The 21685-nt window shown below is 59.0% G+C and carries 22 protein-coding genes; 13 read left to right on the forward strand and 9 right to left on the reverse strand.

What is annotated here, in order from left to right; translation table 11 throughout:
• Positions 1-31: 31 nt before the first annotated feature.
• Positions 32-217, forward strand: a complete 186-nt coding sequence (locus tag M1D68_RS19440; RefSeq protein WP_420765219.1) for a PA3496 family putative envelope integrity protein — start codon at positions 32-34, stop codon at positions 215-217.
• Between the two features lie 49 nt (positions 218-266).
• On the opposite strand, the gene M1D68_RS19445 is transcribed toward M1D68_RS19440, so the two are convergent.
• Positions 267-893, reverse strand: a complete 627-nt coding sequence (locus tag M1D68_RS19445; protein ID WP_420765220.1) for a response regulator — start codon at positions 891-893, stop codon at positions 267-269.
• A gap of 472 nt (positions 894-1365) precedes the next feature.
• On the opposite strand from M1D68_RS19445, the gene M1D68_RS19450 reads away from it, so the two are divergent.
• Positions 1366-1863: a hypothetical protein gene (locus tag M1D68_RS19450; RefSeq protein ID WP_434560293.1), complete on the forward strand. Its 498-nt coding sequence runs from the start codon at positions 1366-1368 to the stop codon at positions 1861-1863.
• An 87-nt stretch (positions 1864-1950) separates the two neighbouring features.
• Here M1D68_RS19450 and M1D68_RS19455 read toward each other — a convergent pair whose 3' ends face one another.
• Positions 1951-3168: an argininosuccinate synthase gene (locus M1D68_RS19455; RefSeq protein WP_024779511.1), complete on the reverse strand. Its 1218-nt coding sequence runs from the start codon at positions 3166-3168 to the stop codon at positions 1951-1953.
• 128 nt (positions 3169-3296) lie between these two features.
• On the reverse strand, positions 3297-4295 hold the full coding sequence (locus tag M1D68_RS19460; protein WP_457968058.1) for a flagellar protein MotY: 999 nt from the start codon (positions 4293-4295) through the stop codon (positions 3297-3299).
• 188 nt (positions 4296-4483) lie between these two features.
• Between M1D68_RS19460 and pyrC the strand changes: the two genes are divergently transcribed.
• Both pyrC and rnt read left to right on the forward strand, forming a co-directional pair.
• On the forward strand, positions 4484-5530 hold the full coding sequence (gene pyrC / locus M1D68_RS19465; RefSeq protein ID WP_420765223.1) for a dihydroorotase: 1047 nt from the start codon (positions 4484-4486) through the stop codon (positions 5528-5530).
• Positions 5527-6204: a ribonuclease T gene (gene rnt / locus M1D68_RS19470; protein ID WP_420765224.1), complete on the forward strand. Its 678-nt coding sequence runs from the start codon at positions 5527-5529 to the stop codon at positions 6202-6204. The genes pyrC and rnt overlap by 4 nt, the downstream gene beginning before the upstream one ends.
• A 102-nt stretch (positions 6205-6306) precedes the next feature.
• Here the strand turns inward: rnt and M1D68_RS19475 are convergent, their stop codons facing one another.
• Positions 6307-6909, reverse strand: a complete 603-nt coding sequence (locus M1D68_RS19475) for a peroxiredoxin (protein WP_039591751.1) — start codon at positions 6907-6909, stop codon at positions 6307-6309.
• A gap of 284 nt (positions 6910-7193) precedes the next feature.
• On the opposite strand from M1D68_RS19475, the gene M1D68_RS19480 reads away from it, so the two are divergent.
• Positions 7194-7412, forward strand: a complete 219-nt coding sequence (locus M1D68_RS19480; RefSeq protein WP_039591750.1) for a bacterioferritin-associated ferredoxin — start codon at positions 7194-7196, stop codon at positions 7410-7412.
• Positions 7413-7610: 198 nt separating this feature from the next.
• Positions 7611-8084, forward strand: coding sequence for a bacterioferritin (gene bfr, locus M1D68_RS19485; RefSeq protein ID WP_053124544.1), 474 nt, complete (start codon positions 7611-7613; stop codon positions 8082-8084).
• A 98-nt stretch (positions 8085-8182) separates the two neighbouring features.
• Here the strand turns inward: bfr and grxD are convergent, their stop codons facing one another.
• From grxD to M1D68_RS19500, 3 genes are all read right to left on the reverse strand, one after another.
• On the reverse strand, positions 8183-8524 hold the full coding sequence (gene grxD, locus M1D68_RS19490) for a Grx4 family monothiol glutaredoxin (protein WP_186569763.1): 342 nt from the start codon (positions 8522-8524) through the stop codon (positions 8183-8185).
• Between the two features lie 100 nt (positions 8525-8624).
• Entirely contained in the window at positions 8625-10733 is a 2109-nt protein-coding gene (locus tag M1D68_RS19495; protein ID WP_434607413.1) for a molybdopterin oxidoreductase family protein, read from the reverse strand.
• Between the two features lie 131 nt (positions 10734-10864).
• Positions 10865-11152 carry a hypothetical protein gene (locus M1D68_RS19500; protein ID WP_420765227.1) on the reverse strand — a complete coding sequence of 96 codons (288 nt, stop codon included), beginning with the start codon at positions 11150-11152 and terminating at the stop codon, positions 10865-10867.
• Positions 11153-11554: 402 nt separating this feature from the next.
• On the opposite strand from M1D68_RS19500, the gene argF reads away from it, so the two are divergent.
• Both argF and M1D68_RS19510 read left to right on the forward strand, forming a co-directional pair.
• Positions 11555-12475, forward strand: a complete 921-nt coding sequence (gene argF / locus M1D68_RS19505; RefSeq protein ID WP_434560299.1) for an ornithine carbamoyltransferase — start codon at positions 11555-11557, stop codon at positions 12473-12475.
• Entirely contained in the window at positions 12472-13581 is a 1110-nt protein-coding gene (locus M1D68_RS19510; RefSeq protein ID WP_457968059.1) for an ABC transporter ATP-binding protein, read from the forward strand. Before argF ends, M1D68_RS19510 begins: the two co-directional genes overlap by 4 nt.
• 50 nt (positions 13582-13631) lie before the next feature.
• Here M1D68_RS19510 and M1D68_RS19515 read toward each other — a convergent pair whose 3' ends face one another.
• Positions 13632-14414: a PhzF family phenazine biosynthesis protein gene (locus M1D68_RS19515; RefSeq protein ID WP_420765230.1), complete on the reverse strand. Its 783-nt coding sequence runs from the start codon at positions 14412-14414 to the stop codon at positions 13632-13634.
• Positions 14415-14562: 148 nt separating this feature from the next.
• Entirely contained in the window at positions 14563-15033 is a 471-nt protein-coding gene (gene ybaK, locus M1D68_RS19520) for a Cys-tRNA(Pro) deacylase (RefSeq protein WP_420765231.1), read from the reverse strand.
• Between the two features lie 321 nt (positions 15034-15354).
• Here ybaK and M1D68_RS19525 point away from each other — a divergent pair, with 321 nt between their 5' ends.
• From M1D68_RS19525 to M1D68_RS19545, 5 genes are all read left to right on the forward strand, one after another.
• The gene (locus M1D68_RS19525) at positions 15355-16206 is read left to right on the forward strand and encodes an MIP/aquaporin family protein (RefSeq protein ID WP_457968060.1); all 852 of its coding nucleotides are present in this window, start codon (positions 15355-15357) and stop codon (positions 16204-16206) included.
• An 84-nt stretch (positions 16207-16290) separates the two neighbouring features.
• Entirely contained in the window at positions 16291-17796 is a 1506-nt protein-coding gene (gene glpK / locus M1D68_RS19530; protein WP_457968061.1) for a glycerol kinase GlpK, read from the forward strand.
• Between the two features lie 85 nt (positions 17797-17881).
• Positions 17882-18637, forward strand: coding sequence for a DeoR/GlpR family transcriptional regulator (locus M1D68_RS19535; protein WP_420765235.1), 756 nt, complete (start codon positions 17882-17884; stop codon positions 18635-18637).
• Between the two features lie 225 nt (positions 18638-18862).
• A complete protein-coding gene (gene glpD, locus M1D68_RS19540) occupies positions 18863-20401 on the forward strand; it encodes a glycerol-3-phosphate dehydrogenase (protein ID WP_420765236.1) in 1539 nt (512 codons plus the stop codon).
• Positions 20402-20755: 354 nt separating this feature from the next.
• On the forward strand, positions 20756-21670 hold the full coding sequence (locus tag M1D68_RS19545) for a glutamate/aspartate ABC transporter substrate-binding protein (protein WP_420765237.1): 915 nt from the start codon (positions 20756-20758) through the stop codon (positions 21668-21670).
• Positions 21671-21685: the final 15 nt, after the last annotated feature.

The raw sequence follows: 21685 nt of genomic DNA on the forward strand, positions 1-21685 counted from the left end.
CCAATGGCAGTCTTAGCCTGGAGTCGACCCCATGAGTACTGGCAAAGAACAACTGGATGTAGTGGAAGACGATTTCGTCGCCGTTGAAGGTGACGATGCGGAACCTGTTGTCGTGGAAGTGGCAAAAACCAACCTGAGTAAACGCCGCACCATCGACAACCTGTTGGAAGAGCGTCGTCTCCAAAAGCAACTCGCCGATTACGATTTTGATCTCTGACACGTAAAAGCCTCCCAGATGGAGGCTTTTTACTGTACGCGTGCCCGATTCAGACCAGTCCATTTCGTTGTGCCAGTTCAATCAGGTCCACCAGCGAACGGGCATTGAGCTTCAACAACAAGCGGGTTTTGTAGGTGCTGACGGTCTTGTTGCTCAGGAACATCCCATCCGCGATCTCTTTGTTGGTCTTACCGCGAGCCAGTTGCTGCAGCACCATCATCTCTCGCCCGGACAAACGTTCCACCATATCCGACTCGCTGGCATTGCCAAGGCTTGAACGCACCGTGTGCAATGCCTGGTTGGGAAAATAGCTATAGCCCGACAGCACCGCTTTTATCGCACTCAACAGTTCGGTCAGGTCTTGCTGTTTGCATACATAGCCGGCGGCCCCCGTTTGCATGCAGCGCATCGAAAAATGTCCAGGGGCCTGGGAAGTCAGCACCAGCACTTTCAATGGCGAAGGATTGATGGTCAGGCGAGCGATAACCTCCAATCCATCCAACTTCGGAATTCCAATATCCAGAATAACGATGTCGGGCATTTGTTCCCGGGCAATCTGCAATGCATCGACGCCGTTATCCGTTTCGGCAATAACTTCATACCCATGACGCTCCATCAGCAAACGTACAGCAAGACGAATGACGGGATGATCATCCACGATCAGCACTTTATTCATGGGCAAATCCAACTTCGCTGTTCGAATTTTTAGAGCACGCACAATAGCCTAGTCATTTCTTCCTTGGCATGTCGTCCCCCCTTACCGCTCGCAGCGAAAGACGCAACCTACAAGCAACGCAGAAAAATCCTACAAATAACCTTCGAAATAATGTGCCATGAATTTTCCCGAGGGGTGCGAACGGCAATTCTCACGCGTCGAACACCCTATGAATAATGCGCCTTCTCGTCAAAAACCTGATTACCTGCCACCCACGGAAAAGCATTTCCCTCATAAAAAGTTACCGATTTATTTATAGACAAACCGCAAAAGTTTAGCTCGGAAGATTCAGTTTTCTGTATAAAAAAGACTCCACTTACCAGCACACGAAAGAGAACGCTGTCCGATCGCAGGATTATTCTAGCGGCCCGGCAATTTCATTTATTCGATCAACTCAAACAATCGAGCACACTATTACTTATGAGCACTCACCATGAAAAGATCATTAAGAACCATCGCCAACCCCCTGACACTGATCGCTGTATTCGCAACGATCTCCGAAACTTCCGCAGCTATTTCCTTGCCGTTTCTGGATGATGAAGAGCGAGAGTACTATGTATGGTTCCTCATCAGCTTCCCGTTTTACCTGTTATTTCTTTTCTTTATCACACTCAACTTCAACTACCGTTCCTTGTACTCGCCCTCGGATTTCCACAAAACCAAGCACTTCATAAGGGGTGCGGCTGAGTCATCCTGTCGCCGTAGACGTAGATCACGCCAAGGAAGCAAGGCTGATTTCCTGTCGCAGTCTTATCGATGGAATAAGTGCACGGCTCTGGACGATGCGTTCAAGCACACTTCATCCCACCCGTCGGTCGACATGTATTGGGCTAAGGATTCGGGACGGCGTCTTGAGGGCAAGACCATCATCGTCTTCGTTGTTTACAACGGGAACGGCGCAGGGACACTGCCGGATAAACAGGCGGGGTGAGCCATAAGGGAAACGGCTGCAGCGACACACGGGATGGGGAAATAACAGAAGACGGCCTGCCATGCGGCAGGCCGTTTTCGGATTGCATCAGAACAGCTTGCGACCCTTGTTCGCCGCGATGCGCATGCGCAGGGCGTTGAGCTTGATGAAGCCGGCCGCGTCGGCCTGGTTGTAGGCACCACCGTCTTCTTCAAAAGTGGCGATGTTGGCATCGAACAGCGAGTCGTCGGACTTGCGCCCGGTCACGATCACGTTGCCCTTGTACAGCTTCAGGCGCACGACACCGTTCACGTTGACCTGGGAGGCATCGATCATCTGTTGCAGCATCAGACGCTCAGGGCTCCACCAGTAGCCGGTGTAGATGAGGCTGGCGTACTTGGGCATCAACTCATCCTTCAAGTGAGCCACTTCGCGATCCAGGGTGATCGATTCGATCGCCCGGTGGGCGCGCAGCATGATGGTGCCGCCTGGGGTTTCGTAGCAACCACGGGACTTCATACCGACATAGCGGTTCTCGACGATGTCGAGGCGACCGATGCCGTGTTCGCCACCGATGCGGTTCAGGGTCGCCAGCACAGTGGCCGGGCTCATTTCCACGCCATCGAGCGCAACGATGTCGCCATTGCGATAGGTCAGTTCCAGGTATTGCGGGGTATCGGGAGCCTTCTCGGGGGAGACGGTCCAACGCCACATGTCTTCTTCGTGCTCGGTCCAGGTGTCTTCCAGCACGCCGCCTTCATAGGAGATGTGCAACAGGTTGGCATCCATCGAGTACGGAGATTTTTTCTTGCCATGACGCTCGATCGGGATCGCGTGCTTCTCGGCGTAGTCCATCAGCTTTTCACGGGACAGCAAGTCCCACTCGCGCCATGGAGCAATGACCTTCACGCCCGGCTTGAGGGCATAGGCACCCAGCTCGAAACGTACCTGGTCGTTGCCCTTGCCGGTCGCCCCATGGGAAATGGCATCGGCACCGGTTTCGTTGGCGATTTCGATCAAGCGCTTGGCAATCAGCGGACGGGCGATGGACGTGCCCAGCAGGTATTCGCCTTCGTAAACAGTGTTGGCGCGGAACATCGGGAAGACGAAGTCGCGGACGAATTCTTCGCGCAGGTCATCGATATAGATCTCTTTGACGCCCATGGCCTGGGCCTTGGCGCGTGCAGGCTCGACTTCCTCGCCCTGTCCCAGGTCAGCGGTGAAGGTCACCACTTCGCAGTTATATGTGTCCTGCAGCCACTTGAGGATCACCGAAGTGTCCAGGCCGCCGGAATACGCCAGAACGACCTTGTTTACGTCCGCCATGCCATCACTCCACGGGTTGTACGGAAAGCCGGCAAGTCTAACGTCCACCGCGGATAATTTACAGAGGCGCGACAGCTTATGACGACGAAGCGACAGATTATGTCAGCTGCGCGACGATCAGGGCGCGATCAGGAAGTGCGCGCAGTAGCCGCAGCAGGCGTAGCCGCCTTGGCCGGGGCCACTGGCGTCGCCGGCTTGCCCGGCGCGGCAGCGGGCGCCACGGCAGGCACCGCAGGCATTGTCGCAGGGGTTGGCGGCTGTGGGGCCGAGGCCGGTGCGGCGCCCCGCTCCAGTTTTACCAGCACACGACGGTTCTTGGCCCGATTGGCGGCGTTGGTATTGGGCACCAGCGGATAACGCTCGCCATGGAAGCGAACGGTAAACTGAGACTCCTGGAAGCCGTTGGCCTTGAAGAAGTCCTGGACGGCCAGGGCCCGGCGGCGCGACAGCTCGCGGTTGGTCAGGCGGTTGCCACTGTTGTCGGAGTGGCCGTCGAGTTCGACATGATTGACGCTCGGGTCAGCCTTGATGAAGTCGAGCATGACCTGCAACTGAGCCTTGGCCTGGGCGTCGAGCTCGATGCCTTCGCCGGGAAAACCGATCTGGGTTTGCTTGATCTGTTCGAAGTTCTTCGGCAACAGCTTCGCGACACAGCCCTGGTAATCGCTGAACGCCTTGTTGAAGCGCACGGGCAACAACCGGACTTCCGACACCCGCCCATCGTCGGTGTTACGCCGCACCACGGGGCTGCGACCTTCCATCAGCCCGCTGATCAAGCGGCCCGCCTGCACCTGGGAGCTGTTGAACAGCACATCGCCGCTACCGATCCTGACCGAGCCCAGGTTGATATCGCCTCGTCCTGGCTGCCAGGGCGCCGCCGCCGCCAGCAACGTCGCGGAGCCGCCACCGAGCATCGGGTTATAGGCCTTGAGCCGGAACGTGGCCTGCTCGCCCGCCTTGCGCACGAATTCGCCGCTGCCAAAATCGGTGATCGGCTGACTCAGCCGACACTCGAACTTATCGCCTTCGACCGTCCACTCAATGCTCTCCAGACGGGTCTGGAAAGTGAGCGCCATCGCAGGAAGGCTGGCAAACACACTGAGCAAGGCTAGATAACGCTGGCGCACGGGAGGCTCCACTGGCTTTTATACGGAAATCGAAAAACGCTGGGCATGCCGCTTGGCCTAGACACTGCACGCAATCGTGGCACACCTGAAGGGGCTATCGGTAACTTGCGGCAAAACTTGATAGCGGGTGCCCGGATCGGTCTTTTCCGGTAGCATTCGCCAGAGATTTACCCGCCTGGAAGCCCCCCATGTCCGACCGCCTGACCCTGCTGCGTCCCGACGACTGGCATATTCATCTTCGCGATGGTGCTGTGTTGACCCATACCGTCGCCGATGTCGCGCGCACTTTTGGCCGCGCCATCATCATGCCTAACCTGGTTCCGCCCGTGCGTAACGCTGCCGAGGCCGATGGCTATCGCCAGCGCATCCTGGCTGCACGCCCGGCTGGCAGCCGCTTCGAACCGCTGATGGTGCTTTACCTCACCGACCGCACCCAGCCCGAAGAAATACGCGAGGCCAAGGCCAGTGGTTTCGTCCACGCGGCCAAGTTGTACCCCGCCGGCGCCACCACCAACTCGGATTCCGGTGTCACCAGCATCGACAAGATCTTCCCTGCGCTGGAGGTCATGGCCGAAGTCGGCATGCCATTGTTGATCCATGGCGAGGTCACCCGGGGCGACGTCGATGTGTTCGACCGCGAGAAGATCTTCATCGACGAACACATGCGTCGCGTCGTCGAACGCTTCCCGACGCTAAAGGTGGTGTTCGAGCACATCACCACCGGCGATGCCGTGCAATTCGTCAACGAGGCCTCGGCCAACGTCGGCGCGACCATTACCGCACACCACCTGCTGTACAACCGCAACCACATGCTGGTGGGCGGGATCCGGCCGCATTTCTACTGCCTGCCGATCCTCAAGCGCAACACCCATCAGGAAGCCTTGCTGGACGCCGCCACCAGCGGCAGCGCCAAGTTCTTCCTGGGCACCGACTCGGCGCCCCACGCCCGTCACGCCAAGGAAGCCGCCTGCGGTTGCGCCGGCTGTTACACCGCCTACGCCGCCATCGAGATGTATGCCGAGGCATTCGAGCAGCGCAACGCCCTGGACAAGCTCGAAGGTTTCGCCAGCCTGCATGGCCCCCGCTTCTATGGCCTGCCGGTGAACACCGATCGTATTACCCTGGTTCGCGATGAGTGGACCGCCCCTGCCAGCCTGCCGTTTGGCGAGCAGACTGTCATCCCGCTGCGCGCCGGTGAAAAACTGCGCTGGCGCCTGCTGGAGGAAAACGCGTGAGTGAAGATCATTTCGATGACGAACTGGACGGCAACGGCGGCTCAGGCGGCCCGCGCCATCCAATGGCGGCTCGCTTCCGGGGTTATCTGCCGGTCGTGGTCGATGTAGAAACCGGCGGTTTCAACTCGGCCACCGATGCGCTGCTGGAAATCGCCGCGACGACCATCGGCATGGACGAGAAAGGCTTCGTCTTCCCCGACCACACCTATTTCTTCCGGGTCGAACCGTTCGAAGGCGCCAACATCGAAGCGGCTGCCCTGGAGTTCACCGGGATCAAGCTCGATCATCCGCTGCGCATGGCCGTCAGCGAAGAGACTGCGCTGACCGACATCTTCCGTGGTGTGCGCAAGGCGCTGAAGGCCAACGGTTGCAAGCGAGCGATCCTGGTTGGCCACAACAGCAGCTTCGACCTGGGCTTCCTCAATGCCGCCGTGGCGCGCCTGGACATGAAGCGCAACCCTTTCCATCCGTTCTCCAGCTTCGACACGGCCACCCTTGCGGGCCTGGCGTATGGCCAGACCGTGTTGGCCAAGGCGTGCCAGGCAGCCGACATCGATTTCGATGGCCGTGAAGCCCATTCGGCCCGCTACGACACCGAGAAAACCGCCGAGCTGTTTTGCGGCATCGTCAACCGGTGGAAGGAAATGGGTGGCTGGCAGGATTTCGACGACTGACATCAGCCTGGCTCTTTGTGGCGAGGGATCTGTGCTGCGCCAAGAAACGTCCATAAAAAAACCGGCCCATCGAGGGCCGGTTTTTTTTATGCATGGGTGCGCTTACAGCTTGTCGCTGTGCTCGCCCAGGTAGGCAGCTACGCCTTCAGGCGATGCGGTCATGCCCTTGTCGCCTTTTTTCCAGTTGGCCGGGCAGACTTCGCCATGCTCTTCGTGGAACTGCAGGGCGTCAACCAGACGGATCAGCTCTTCCATGTTACGTCCCAGCGGCAGGTCGTTGATGATCTGCGAACGGACCACGCCTTTGTCGTCGATCAGGAACGCGCCACGGAAGGCCACGCCGCCTTCGGACTCAACGTCGTAGGCCTTGGCGATTTCGTGCTTCATGTCGGCAGCCATGGTGTATTTCACCGGGCCAATGCCACCGGCATTGATGGCGGTGTTGCGCCAGGCGTTGTGGGTGAAGTGCGAGTCGATCGAAACGGCGACCACTTCAACGTTGCGCGCCTTGAAGTCGTCCATGCGGTGATCCAGTGCGATCAGCTCGGACGGGCAAACGAAAGTGAAGTCCAGCGGGTAGAAGAACACCAGGCCGTATTTGCCTTTGATGGCCGAGGACAGGGTGAAGCTGTCGACGATTTCGCCATTGCCGAGGACGGCGGGAACGGTGAAGTCAGGGGCTTGTTTGCCTACGAGTACGCTCATTGGATATCTCCTGGTGTAGTAACGTGAAAACAAGGTCCGCGCCAGCCTGCCACCCTCAGGCGACAGCCCTGTGACACGAACCCGCTTTGCAAGGACCGACCATCATACACCGCACGTTTGGCCTGTCCTCAACGGTTTTTTGGCGGCCCAGGAAATCCGATGCCCGCTTGATGGCAGGCGCTCGACACCGTTCGTCAACCAGCGCAGGAAACCACTTTGACAATCATTCTCGTTAACATTAAGATCCGTCTCAATTGAGTCACAACCAGCGACGGTTCTCACTTATGTATGTATGCCTCTGCACTGGCGTCACCGACGGACAAATCCGCGAAGCGATCTATGAGGGTTGCTGCAGCTACCGGGAAGTCCGCCAGGCCACCGGCGTAGCCAGCCAATGCGGCAAATGCGCCTGCCTCGCCAAGGAAGTGGTGCGTGAAACCCTCGCCAAAGTTCAGACCGCGCAAGCCTCGATCCCTTATCCGGCAGAATTTACGGCCGCATAAATCCAGATATTCAAAGAACCGGACTCAATGTCCGGTTTTTTTATGCCCGAAAATCAAATGCTTAGCTTCCAGACGCGGAACACAAACATTCTTATTCCGATTAATTTTCATTTATTATTCAATAACTTAGGTTTGACACTCGTAATAGCTCGGCTCAAACTCCGCCTTAATACACAGTTATCAGGGCAGGCCCTCATCATGAAAGGCGACATTACAGTCATCCAGCATCTCAACAAGATCCTTGCCAATGAGCTGGTCGCGATCAATCAGTACTTCTTGCATGCACGCATGTACGAGGATTGGGGCCTGAACAAGCTGGGCAAGCACGAGTACCACGAATCCATCGATGAAATGAAACATGCGGACAAGCTGATCAAGCGAATCCTCTTTCTCGAAGGCCTGCCGAACGTCCAGGACCTGGGCAAGCTGCACATCGGCGAACATACTCGTGAAATGCTCGAATGCGACCTGCGCATCGAGCGCACCGGCCACGCCGACCTGAAAGCCGCCATTGCCCATTGCGAAAGCGTTGGCGACTTCGGTAGCCGCGAACTGCTGGAAGACATCCTCGAATCCGAGGAAGAGCACATCGACTGGCTCGAAACCCAGCTGGGCCTGATCGACAAGATCGGTCTGGAAAATTACCTGCAATCGCAGATGGGCGAAGAATAAGCGCCCTCGAAAGCAAGCCATTAAAAAGCCCCGCCCTCTTTCGAGGCGCGGGGCTTTTTATTGCCTGGATGGCCAGGCTCCTACAGTACTGCGGTCGATCAGGCTTCGGACTTGTTAGCCGCCGCTGCTTCCACAGCTGCCTTGATCGTGGACTGCAACGAACCGTCGGCGGCCATCTCGGTCATGATGTCACTGCCGCCGATCAGCTCACCGCCAACCCACAACTGTGGGAAGGTTGGCCAGTTGGCATACTTGGGCAGGTTGGCGCGGATTTCCGGGTTCTGCAGGATGTCCACGTAGGCGAACTTCTCGCCACACGCCATCACCGCCTGAGCAGCCTTGGCCGAGAAGCCGCACTGTGGGGCGTTCGGCGAGCCTTTCATGTAGAGCAGGATGGTGTTGTTGGCAATCTGTTCTTTGATCGTTTCGATGATATCCACGGAGCACCTCGGCTTGAACTTTTGCGACTACAGATGTCGACACGGTGGCGCATTGTAACGGAAAGCCGAGCACCTTGCTCGGTCCGCCCCGGGGACAATTTTACGCAGCCGCCACCTTCACCGGAACACCGTTCAGCGCCGCGTTGCCGGATAACTCATCGAGCTGGCGCTCATCGGTCAGGTCGTTGGCGCTGGACCCAGGCTGTCCGCTGGCGATGGTCATCTGCACGCCAGGACGAGCATGCCCCCAACCGTGAGGAAGGCTGACCACGCCTTTCATCATGTCCGGGCTGCTCTGGACCTCCACTTCAATCACGCCGACCCGGGAGCTGACCTTCACGCGCTGCCCATCGACCAGCCCCCGGCTGGCAAGGTCTTGCGGATGCATCAGCAATTGATGACGCGGCTTGCCTTTCACCAGCCGGTGGAAATTATGCATCCATGAGTTATTGCTGCGCACATGGCGCCGGCCAATCATCAGCAACTCGTCCGCTGCCGGCGCTCGCAACGCGGCAAAGCGCGCCAGGTCGGCGAGGATGACGGCGGGCGCAGCCTGCACGCGGCCATTTTCGGTTTTCAACCGGGCCGTCAGATTGGGCTTGAGCGCTCCGAGATCGATACCGTGGGGATGATCGAACAGCGTTGCCAAGGACAACCTGTAGGGCGAAGCATCGCCATACATCCCGGCTCGCAGGCCGAAATCGATCATCTGCGCCGGCGGCATCGTCGGCTTGAGCTCCTTGCCGGTCCGGGCGGCAAAAGCCTTGGCCAGGCCGACAAAAATTTCCCAATCGTGCAGCGCTCCCTCGGGCTTGGGCAGGATGGCCCGGTTGAAGCGGCTGACGTTACGCACGGCGAACAGGTTGAACGTGGTGTCGTAATGATCATTTTCCAGGGCCGAGGTCGACGGCAGGATCAAGTCGGCGTAGCGCGTGGTTTCGTTGATGTACAAGTCGATGCTGACCATGAACTCAAGCCCATCCAGCGCTTGCTCGAGCTGCCGTCCGTTAGGCGTGGACAGCACGGGGTTGCCGGCCACGGTGACCAGCGCACGGATCTGCCCTTCGCCCTCGGTGAGCATTTCTTCAGCGAGGGTCGATACAGGCAACTCGCCCGCATATTCGGGACGCCCGGATACACGGCTTTGCCAGCGATTGAAATGCCCGCCCGAAGTGGTCGCCACCAAATCCACCGCTGGCTCGGTGCACAGTGCCCCGCCCACTCGATCGAGATTGCCGGTCACCAGGTTGATCACTTGGATCAGCCAGTGGCACAGCGTGCCGAAAGCCTGGGTCGAAACACCCATCCTGCCATAGCACACGGCCGACGGCGCGGCAGCGAAATCACGGGCCAATTGGCGGATCTGCGGGGCAGGCACCCCACAAAGCGGGCTCATGGCCTCTGCGGTGAAAGGTGCAACGGCCTGTCGGACCTCTTCGAGGCCGTCCACCGGCAAATGACTGTCACGCGTCAGTCCTTCGCTGAACAAGGTGCCAAGCAAGCCAAACAGCAGCGCGGCATCGCCGCCGGGGCGTACGAATACATGCTGGTCGGCGATGGCCGCCGTCTCGCTGCGCCGCGGATCAACCACCACCACCCGGCCGCCCCGGGACTGGATTGCCTTCAGCCGTTTCTCCACATCCGGCACGGTCATGATGCTGCCATTGGAAGCCAGCGGGTTACCCCCCAGGATCAGCATGAAATCGGTGTGATCGATGTCCGGTATCGGCAGCAGCAAGCCGTGACCGTACATCAAGTGACTGGTCAGGTGATGGGGCAATTGATCAACCGAAGTCGCCGAAAAGCGGCTGCGGGTTTTCAACAAGCCGAGGAAATAGTTGCTGTGAGTCATCAATCCATAGTTGTGCACGCTGGGGTTGCCCTGATAGACCCCCACCGCGTTCTGGCCGTGGCGCTCCTGGATCGCCGCAAGGCGTTCGGCCACCAAGGCAAAGGCGTCGTCCCAGGCGATGGGCTGCCACTCGCCGCCGACTCGTTGCATGGGCTGGCGCAGACGGTCCGGATCGTTCTGGATATCCTGCAACGCCACGGCCTTGGGGCAGATGTGCCCACGACTGAAACTGTCCAGCGGATCACCCTTGATCGAGGTGATCGCCAGGCCTTGGCCTTCGGTTTCGGTGGTTTCGAGAGTCAGGCCACAGATGGCCTCGCACAGATGGCACGCACGGTGATGGAGGGTCTTGGTCATGGCCAGCCTCTGTTTTATTCGTAGCGGGCACTTTGGGCCGCGGGAACAAAACTATGGCGCGGGATGCCCGGTAGCGCCAGCGACGTTCGTCCTGTGAATCGCCAGGCATCAGGCCCGCCGATGCGTCGCTGTCAAGGCTGCTCGGGAGGAGGCGCCAGCAGTTGGATCTCCTCGATGGTCTGCACTTCCTCCTGGGCCATGGGCACCCCGGTCAACTCGCCAATCAAGCGCCAGTGCTCATCGAGACCACCGCTGATCGTGGCCATCCGATCGATCATGCGGCGCCCCGCCGCCTTGGTCACTTCGTCATCGCTGCGCAGCAATTCGAATGACATGGACGTCACCGAAGCGGTCAGGTGGGTCAGGGTGCGTGCCGTCAGCCCCAACAGTTCCATCAGTCGTTGCTCTTTCGAATCCATTTCGGGGCTCCTGCGGCTAGGGGTTCATTTATAACCCAGGGTCCTGCATTAGGAAATATTTCACATTGGGCAACAGACCGACGACCCGGGCCAGCGGGTCAAAAACCGACCGCCAACCACCCGATGCCCGCCCTGCTCGATTGCCAAGCGACGCAACGCCAGTGTACAAATGAACCCGCTGCTGTCAGGAAACCGGCCTCAACCACGCCAATGCAACTCTGCATTGGCCTCGCTGAAATCCCTCATAACCGTAGCCCTATTGGTAAGACGCGACATTTAATGTCAATATCGCGCCTTTCCCCTATTTCGTCGCCCCGTGCGGCTTTTGCCGCAGGTCTCGCCCGTTTTTCCATGAAACAAGGCTCTGAGCATCTGCGGTTCGTTACAAAAAGGTAGTCAATCATGAGCGCAAGGCACTTTCTCTCCCTGATGGATTTCACGCCCGATGAGTTGCTCGCCGTGATCCGTCGAGGCGTTGAGCTCAAGGACCTGCGTAAACGCGGCGTACTGTTCGAGCCCTTGAAAAACCGTGTGCTGGGGATGATTTTCGAGAAGTCATCCACGCGCACGCGCATCTCTTTCGAAGCCGGCATGATCCAGCTTGGCGGCCAGGCGATTTTCCTGTCGCCCCGCGACACTCAACTGGGACGTGGCGAGCCGATCAGCGATTGCGCCATCGTCATGTCGAGCATGCTCGACGCCGTGATGATCCGTACCTTTGCCCACAGCACCCTCACCGAATTCGCCGCCTATTCCCGCGTGCCGGTGATCAACGGCCTATCCGACGATCTGCACCCTTGCCAGCTGTTGGCCGACATGCAGACCTTCCTCGAGCACCGCGGCTCGATCCAGGGCAAAACCGTTGCCTGGGTCGGCGATGGCAACAACATGTGCAACAGCTATATAGAAGCGTCGATGCAATTCGACTTCCAGCTACGGATCGCTTGCCCTGAAGGCTATGACCCGGATGCAGAACTGCTCGCCAAGGCCGGGGACCGGGTGTCGCTGGTCCGTGATCCGAAGCTGGCCGTGGCCGGCGCGCACCTGGTGAGCACCGACGTCTGGACCTCCATGGGCCAGGAAGAGGAAGCCGCCAAGCGCGTCAAGCTGTTCGCGCCGTTGCAGGTCACACGGGCCCTGCTCGACCTGGCGGACGCCGAGGTGCTGTTCATGCATTGCCTGCCCGCCCATCGCGGCGAGGAAATCAGCCTCGACCTGCTGGAAGACCCGCGATCCGTCGCTTGGGACCAGGCAGAAAACCGTCTCCACGCACAGAAGGCCCTGCTCGAATTCCTCGTCGAGCCGGCGTATCACCACGCATGAGTCACTCCTTGTTACTGAATCTGCATAACCTGGCCTGCGGGTACCAGGACCAGCGAGTCGTCCAGAACCTCAACCTGCACCTCAATGCGGGCGACATCGGCTGCTTGCTGGGCTCGTCCGGGTGCGGCAAGACCACGACCCTGCGGGCCATCGCCGGTTTCGAACCGGTACACGAAGGCGAGATCCAGTTGGCCGGGGAAATCATTTCCCGCGCGGGTTTCACCTTGGCCCCGGAAAAACGTCGCATCGGCATGGTATTCCAGGACTATGCACTGTTCCCGCACCTCAGCGTCGCCGAGAACATGGCATTCGGCATTCGTAAACACCCTGGCAAGAACCGTGTGGTCGAAGAGCTGCTGGAACTGGTCAACCTGAAGAACCTCGGTAAACGTTTTCCCCATGAGCTCTCCGGAGGCCAGCAACAACGCGTGGCGCTCGCCAGGGCATTGGCGCCCGAGCCGCAATTGCTGCTGCTCGACGAGCCCTTCTCCAACCTCGATGGCGAGCTGCGACGCAAGCTCAGCCATGAGGTGCGGGACATCCTCAAGGCTCGCGGCACCAGCGCGATTCTGGTGACCCATGACCAGGAAGAAGCCTTCGCCGTGAGTGATCATGTCGGCGTATTCCGGGAGGGTCGGCTGGAACAGTGGGATACGCCCTACAACCTTTACCACGAACCCCTGACGCCTTATGTCGCCAGCTTTATCGGCCAGGGCTATTTCATCCGAGGCCGGCTCGACAGCCCGGAATCAGTGCAGACCGAATTGGGGACGCTACGGGGAAACCGGGCCTATACCTGGCCCATCGGCAGCGCCGTGGATGTGCTGCTGCGCCCGGACGATATCGTCTACGCGCCTGACAGTCCGCTCACGGCTACCATCGTCGGTAAGACTTTTCTGGGCGCTTCGACCTTGTATCGCCTGCAATTGCCGACGGGTGCGCAACTGGAATCGATTTTCCCAAGCCACGCCGACCATCAGGTCGGGGCGACTATCGGTATTCGCGTGGCCGCCGAACACCTGGTGCTGTTCCAGGCCTCGGGCAGTACGGCAGCGCATTTGCCGTCGATCGACAGCGGCGTGCGACGGCATAGCGTCGCCAATTGACGCTACACCCTGTGGGAGCGAGCAAGCGCCCCCACAGAACCTCATTGACTTCAACCGACTGATAGAGTCCCGCTGGCCACCAACGTGGCATGCCCACCGATCTTCACCCGGTCACCTTCCAGCCGGCAGAACAATGCCCCTCCCCTGGCCGAGCATTGATACGCCGTCAGCCCGAGCTTGTTCAGCCGCTTGGACCAGTAGGGAATAAGGCTGCAATGAGTCGACCCGGTGACCGGATCCTCATTGATACCAATCGCCGGAGCAAAATAGCGCGAGACGAAATCGTGCTTGCTCCCCGGCGCGGTCACGATCGCGCCAGGCCATGGCAGTTTCGCCAGGGCCGCCATGTCCGGCTTGCATTCGAGCACCGCCTGCTCCGACTCCAATACCACGAACAATTCGTTGGAACTCAGCACATCCACCGCCTCGACACCCAAGGCACTCTGGACCGCCAGGGACGCGCCCAATTCAGCCGGCACGATGGCAGGGAAATCCAACCACAGCCGTTCGCCCTCGCGCGTGACGCTCAGCGCTCCGGATTTGCAGATGAAGTCCAGCCGCTCCACGGTTTCGTGATAGACCTCGAACAACACATAAGCGCTGGCCAACGTGGCATGACCACACAAGGGCACCTCGGTGGTCGGGGTGAACCAGCGGATATGCCAGTGCTGGTTTTCGCGCACCAAAAACGCGGTTTCAGCCAGGTTATGTTCGGCGGCAATCTTTTGCATCAGGTCATCGGCAAGCCAGGCATCGAGCCGATAGACCATCGCCGGGTTACCGCCAAAGGGCCGGTCACTGAACGCATCGACCTGATGAAACGCAAGCTGCATGGCACATCTCCTTTTTTATGATGCGTGAGCATGAGCTGCGCAGGCACCGTTTATCCAGTGACAGATCGACACAATTTTCGCCTTACACATTGAAGGGTTGGACGCCTGGACGGTTGGAAAGATTCATCCTGGCAGAGGCGCTTGCTCCTCACCCGCGGCCAATATCCGCAAACGCCGCTCCGGTATGCTCCGCCAGCAACGCGGGCGCCAACTCCACCTCCAGGCCTCGTCTTCCCGCGCTGACGAACACAGTGGGGAACGGCTGTGCGGATGAGTCGATAAACGTGCGCAGGCGCTTCTTCTGTCCCAGCGGACTGATGCCCCCCAGCAAATAACCTGTCGAACGCTGCGCGGCGGCTGGATCGGCCATCTCGACTTTCTTTACCCCGGCCGCATGGGCCAGCGCTTTGAGGTCCAGACTCCCGGCGACCGGCACCACCGCCACCAGCAATTCACCTTTCTCGCTCGCGGCCAACAGCGTCTTGAACACTCGCGCCGGTTCCAGAGCCAGTTTCTCTGCGGCTTCCAGACCATAGGACGCGGCCTTGGGGTCATGTTCGTAACTGTGAATACGATGTTCGGCACGCACTTTTTTCAGCAGATCCAATGCGGGGGTCATGACCGCTCCTGACAGGGAAACAACATAAAGAGTGGCGAGAATTCTAAGCGATCCCCAGGCAAAAGGCTGCGCAGACCGCCGATGTCGACGCCGCGCCACGCCGAAAAAATTCATTCATGGAACGAATAATCCCAATATGACCGACGGTTCACTTTCGACCTTTGACAGCGGCGTTTCTTGTCTATATTTTTTCGAAACTGAAAGCAGAAACGCGTGTCTCAAGCAACACCCCGAGCGCAGGATGGGGATCCGGCACTCGGCGAAAAGGCGACGACGGGTTGTTTTCCGCCGCGCAGGACAACAAAAAGAACCGAGGTTTGAATGACGACTGCTTTACAACAACCTTCGCTCTCCAGCCAATGCCTGGCGGAGTTCCTGGGTACGGCCCTGTTGATTTTTTTCGGCACCGGTTGCGTTGCAGCGCTCAAGGTCGCGGGCGCCAGTTTCGGCTTGTGGGAAATCAGCATCATCTGGGGCGTCGGTGTCAGCATGGCGATTTATCTCAGCGCGGGCATTTCCGGCGCACACCTGAACCCCGCCGTCAGCATCGCCCTGTGCATTTTCACTGACTTCGAAAAACGCAAACTGCCTTTCTATATCGTTTGCCAAGTGACCGGCGCGTTCTGCGGCGCACTGCTGGTCTACACGCTGTACAGCAATTTGTTCTTCGATTTCGAACAGTCCCGCCACATGATCCGGGGCACCGTGGCCAGCCTCGAACTGGCGTCGGTGTTCTCCACCTACCCCCACCCGGCACTGTCCACCGGCCAAGCTTTCCTGGTCGAGATGATCATCACCGCCATCCTGATGGGCGTGGTCATGTCCTTGACCGATGATAACAACGGCCTACCGCGCGGCCCGCTGGCGCCGCTGCTGATCGGCTTGCTGATCGCCGTGATCGGCAGTTCGATGGGGCCACTGACAGGTTTCGCGATGAACCCGGCGCGGGATTTCGGTCCGAAATTGATGACTTTCTTCGCTGGCTGGGGTGAAATTTCACTCACCGGGGCGCGTGACATTCCATACTTCCTCGTACCGATTTTTGCGCCGATCCTTGGCGCATGCCTGGGTGCTGCTGCTTATCGCGGGCTCATCGCTCGCCACCTGCCCAGCGCCGTGGTTGCTGCAAAGGAGCCAGAGCCGGCCATTGATGGCAAGCCCAGAACGTCCTGAAACAGTCGGCGCGGGCGCCTGTCATTCGAGCCCCCGCCCTGGCCTCTTCCTTAATTACGTTACCTAAGTCCCAAGGCAATCGACATGACCGACATTGAGAATAAGAACTACATCATTGCCCTCGACCAGGGCACGACCAGCTCACGTGCCATTATTTTCGACCGTGACGCCAACGTGGTCTGCACGGCCCAACGAGAATTCGTCCAGCATTACCCACAGCCAGGCTGGGTCGAACACGACCCGATGGAGATCTTCGCCACCCAGAGCGCGGTCATGGTCGAAGCGCTTGCCCAGGCCGGGCTGCATCACGACCAGGTCGCCGCCATCGGCATCACCAACCAGCGCGAAACCACGGTGGTCTGGGACAAGTCGACCGGCAGGCCGATCTACAACGCCATTGTCTGGCAATGTCGGCGCAGCACTGAAATCTGCCAGCAGCTCAAGCGTGACGGCCATGAGCAATACATCAGCGAAGCCACTGGCCTGGTCACCGATCCGTATTTCTCCGGCACCAAGCTCAAGTGGATCCTGGATAACGTCGAAGGGAGCCGCGAGCGCGCACGCAACGGCGAGTTGCTGTTCGGCACCGTGGACAGCTGGCTGATCTGGAAATTTACCGGCGGCAAGGTCCATGTCACCGACTACACCAACGCCTCGCGCACCATGCTTTTCAACATCCATACGCTTGAGTGGGACGCGAAGATGCTCGACATCCTCAACATCCCTCGGGAAATGCTGCCGGAGGTCAAATCGTCCTCACAAATCTACGGCCGCACCAAGAGCGGCATCGCCATCGGCGGTATCGCCGGTGACCAGCAGGCCGCCCTGTTCGGCCAGATGTGCGTGGAACCGGGCCAGGCGAAAAACACCTACGGCACCGGCTGTTTCCTGCTGATGAATACCGGTGACAAAGCGGTCAAATCCAATCACGGCATGCTCACCACCATCGCCTGCGGCCCTCGCGGTGAAGTGGCCTATGCCCTGGAAGGCGCAGTGTTCAATGGCGGGTCTACCGTTCAGTGGCTGCGCGATGAACTGAAGATCATCAACGATGCGCTCGACACCGAGTACTTCGCCAACAAGGTCAAGGACAGCAATGGGGTGTATCTGGTCCCGGCGTTCACTGGCCTGGGCGCGCCTTACTGGGACCCTTATGCCCGTGGCGCGCTGTTCGGCCTGACCCGTGGCGTGCGGGTCGACCATATTATCCGGGCCACGCTCGAATCCATCGCCTACCAGACCCGCGATCTGCTCGACGCCATGCAGCAAGACTCCGGCGAGCGCCTCAAGTCCTTGCGCGTAGACGGCGGCGCGGTGGCTAACAACTTCCTCATGCAATTCCAGGCGGATATCCTTGGCACCCAGGTCGAACGCCCAAAAATGCGCGAAACCACTGCCCTCGGTGCAGCGTACCTGGCCGGCCTGGCGTGCGGTTTCTGGAGCAGCCTGGAAGAACTGCGCGGCAAAGCGGTAATCGAGCGTGAGTTCGAACCGCAACTGGACGAGCAAGCCAAGGGAAAACTCTACGCCGGCTGGAAAAAAGCCGTCAGCCGCACCCGCGATTGGGAGCCCCACGAAGACGCCGAATAAGGCCCGCTAAAGTTCTGAAACTGGTCGGGAGGGGATTCCTGCGGCATCATGGGCAAATTTTGAATGGCAGCCCAAAGGAAGCCCCATGAATCTGCCTCCCCGCCAGCAACAAATCCTCGAACTGGTCCGCGAACGCGGCTATGTCAGCATCGAGGAAATGGCGCAATTATTCGTCGTCACCCCACAGACCATCCGCCGCGACATCAATCAATTGGCGGAAGCGAATCTGTTGCGCCGCTATCACGGCGGCGCGGCTTACGATTCAAGCGTGGAAAACACCGCCTACGCCATGCGCGCGGACCAGATGCGCGATGAGAAGCAACGCATCGCCGAAGCCATCGCCGCCCAGATTCCCGATCACGCGTCGCTGTTCATCAACATCGGCACCACCACCGAATCCATCGCCCGGGCGCTGCTCAATCACAACCACCTCAAAGTCATCACCAACAACCTGCACGTGGCGTCGATCCTCAGCGCAAAGGATGATTTCGAAGTCCTGATCGCCGGCGGCAATGTGCGACGCGACGGCGGCGTGGTTGGCCAGGCCAGTGTCGACTTCATCAGCCAGTTCAAGGTCGACTTCGCCCTGGTGGGCATCAGCGGCATCGATGAGGACGGAAGCCTGCTGGACTTCGATTACCAGGAAGTGCGGGTGTCCCAAGCCATCATCGCCAACGCTCGGCAGGTGCTGTTGGCAGCAGATTCCAGCAAATTCGGGCGCAACGCCATGGTCCGCCTGGGCCCGATCAGCCTGATCGATTGCCTGGTAACCGACCAGCAGCCCGTGCCAGCCCTGGCGCATCTGCTGACCCAGCACAAGATTCGATTGGAAGTGGTCTAGCTCCGCGCCCCATGCCCAGAACCCTGGTGGCGAGGGGGTCTATCCCCTCGCCACAGAAGCATTCCGCAATTCTCTTTTTGTTCGAAAATTTTCCTTTCGGCGGCACTCGATCAGTATTTTCAATCGAATCCAACTGGCCGTTGCCGTTTTTATGGGCTAGTATTTTTCGCAAATGAACATTAATGTTCGATTTCAAATATTTCGAAAAGAGCCCGAGGCCAGCCGATGCCCACTACCACCTTGCCTACGCCCCCTCTCGCAGAGATCTATGACATCGCCGTTATAGGCGGCGGCATCAATGGCGTGGGGATCGCTGCGGACGCGGCCGGTCGCGGCCTTTCGGTGTTCCTTTGCGAAAAGGACGACCTCGCCAGCCATACTTCTTCAGCCAGCAGCAAGCTGATACATGGCGGCCTGCGCTATCTCGAACATTATGAATTCCGCCTGGTGCGCGAAGCGCTGGCCGAGCGCGAAGTCCTCCTGGCCAAAGCCCCACACATCGTCAAGCAGATGCGCTTCGTGCTGCCCCATCGGCCGCACCTTCGCCCCGCCTGGATGATCCGCGCCGGCCTGTTCCTTTACGATCACCTGGGCAAGCGCGAGCAGCTCGCCGGCTCCAGGAGTTTGAAATTTGGCGCTGACAGCGTACTGAAAAGCGAAATCACCAAGGGCTTCGAATACTCGGACTGCTGGGTTGACGACGCCCGGCTGGTGGTACTCAACGCCATGGCGGCACGGGAAAAAGGCGCCCACGTCCATACCCGCACCCGCTGCGTCAGCGCCCGTCGCAGCAAGGGCCTGTGGCAGTTGCATCTGGAGCGTGCCGACGGCAGCCTGTTTTCGATCCAGGCCAAGGCCCTGGTGAACGCCGCCGGCCCGTGGGTGGCCAAGTTCATTCGTGACGACCTGAAGATGGAATCGCCTTACGGTATCCGCCTGATTCAGGGCAGCCACTTGATCGTTCCGAAACTCTACGAAGGCGAGCATGCGCATATACTCCAGAACGAGGACCAGCGCATTGTCTTCACTATCCCCTACCTGAACCAGTTCACCCTGATCGGCACGACAGATCGCGAATACACCGGCGATCCGGCGAAGGTCGCGATTACCGAAGGCGAAACCGATTACCTACTGAAAGTGGTCAACGCCCACTTCAAGAAACAGGTCAGCCGCGACGACATCCTGCACAGTTATTCCGGCGTCCGGCCGTTGTGCAACGACGAGTCCGACAACCCTTCCGCCGTAACCCGGGATTACACGCTGGCGCTTTCTGCCGCAGGTCAAGAGGCGCCACTGCTTTCGGTATTCGGTGGCAAGCTGACCACTTACCGCAAGCTGGCCGAATCGGCGATGGCGCAACTGGCGCCATACTTTACGCAGATGCGTCCAAGCTGGACCGCCCTGGCAACCTTGCCGGGGGGCGAAAACATGACGACCCCGCAGGCGCTGTGCTCGGCGATTCGCGACAAGTTCGACTGGCTGCCGACCGACATCGCCCGCCGCTGGGCCACCACGTACGGCAGCCGCACCTGGCGCATGCTCGAAGGCGTACACAACCTCGTCGACCTGGGCGAGCACATCGGCGCAGGCCTCTACACCCGAGAAGTCGATTACCTGTGCAGCGACGAGTGGGCCATCGATGCCCAGGACATCCTCTGGCGCCGCAGCAAGCTGGGCTTGTTTACCACCGCCGCCGAGCAGGACAAGCTCCAGCAGTATCTGCAAAAGGTCGAGCACAATCGGCGCAAGATTGAAGCGGCGTGACAGTACCCGCAAGACCAAAAGCCCCTGAATCTACGATCCAGGGGCTTTTTGCATTTTGGAACACACCGCCTATCCCACGGATTAGTGGGGCTCAAGCCATTCGGTTTTCCGAACACGACCCAGCGGTCAGTTCGGCAAACCGGATAAACAAAAGACCAAAAAGCTGAAACAAAACCTTAATTTCCTTTAAAAACAACATGATAGTGATAGGCCACTGGCCTGGCACGAGTCATGCTCTACACTCGTGGAGACGAACGCCTGTTACGCCAACACAACAGGAGCTTTCAGGCATTCGAAGCACTCAGGGCCGGTGAACCGGCCGAATACAAAAAAAACAATGTCGAGGAAACATCGATGCGCATCGTTCCCCATCTCCTGGGCGCAGCCGTTGCTGCCGCTCTGATCAGCACTCCGGTTTTCGCAGCCGAACTGACCGGCACGCTGAAAAAGATCAAAGAGTCCGGCGTCATCACGCTCGGCCACCGCGACGCCTCCATTCCGTTTTCCTATATCGCGGACGCTTCCGGCAAGCCCGTCGGCTACTCCCATGACATCCAGCTGCAAGTCGTCGAAGCCCTGAAAAAAGAGCTGGACGTGCCGAACCTGCAGGTCAAGTACAACCTGGTCACCTCGCAGACCCGCATCCCACTGGTGCAGAACGGCACCGTGGACCTGGAGTGCGGCTCCACCACCAACAACGTCGAGCGTCAGCAACAAGTCGCCTTCTCGGTTGGCATCTTCGAGATCGGCACCCGGCTGCTCTCCAAGAAAGATTCCAAATACAAGGATTTCGACGATCTCAAGGGCAAGAACGTCGTGACCACCGCCGGCACCACGTCCGAGCGCATCCTCAAGGCGATGAATGCCGACAAGCAAATGGGCATGAACGTCATCTCCGCCAAGGACCACGGCGAATCCTTCCAGATGCTGGAATCGGGCCGTGCCGTTGCGTTCATGATGGATGACGCCCTGCTGGCCGGCGAAGCCGCCAAGGCCAAGAGGGCGACCGACTGGGAAGTAACCGGTACTCCCCAATCCTACGAAATCTATGGCTGCATGATGCGTAAGGGCGACGAGCCGTTCAAAAAGGTTGTCGATGACGCCATTGTCGCCAGCTACAAGTCTGGCGAGATCAACAAGATCTACGACAAATGGTTCACCCAGCCTATCCCGCCTAAAAATCTGAACCTGAACTTCCCGATGAGCGACGAGCTCAAGGCTTTGATCGCCAACCCGACCGATAAAGCGGCTGACGATAAGAAATCCTGATTTCTGACTAACCTT

It is taken from the genome of Pseudomonas sp. R4-84, assembly GCF_054130985.1.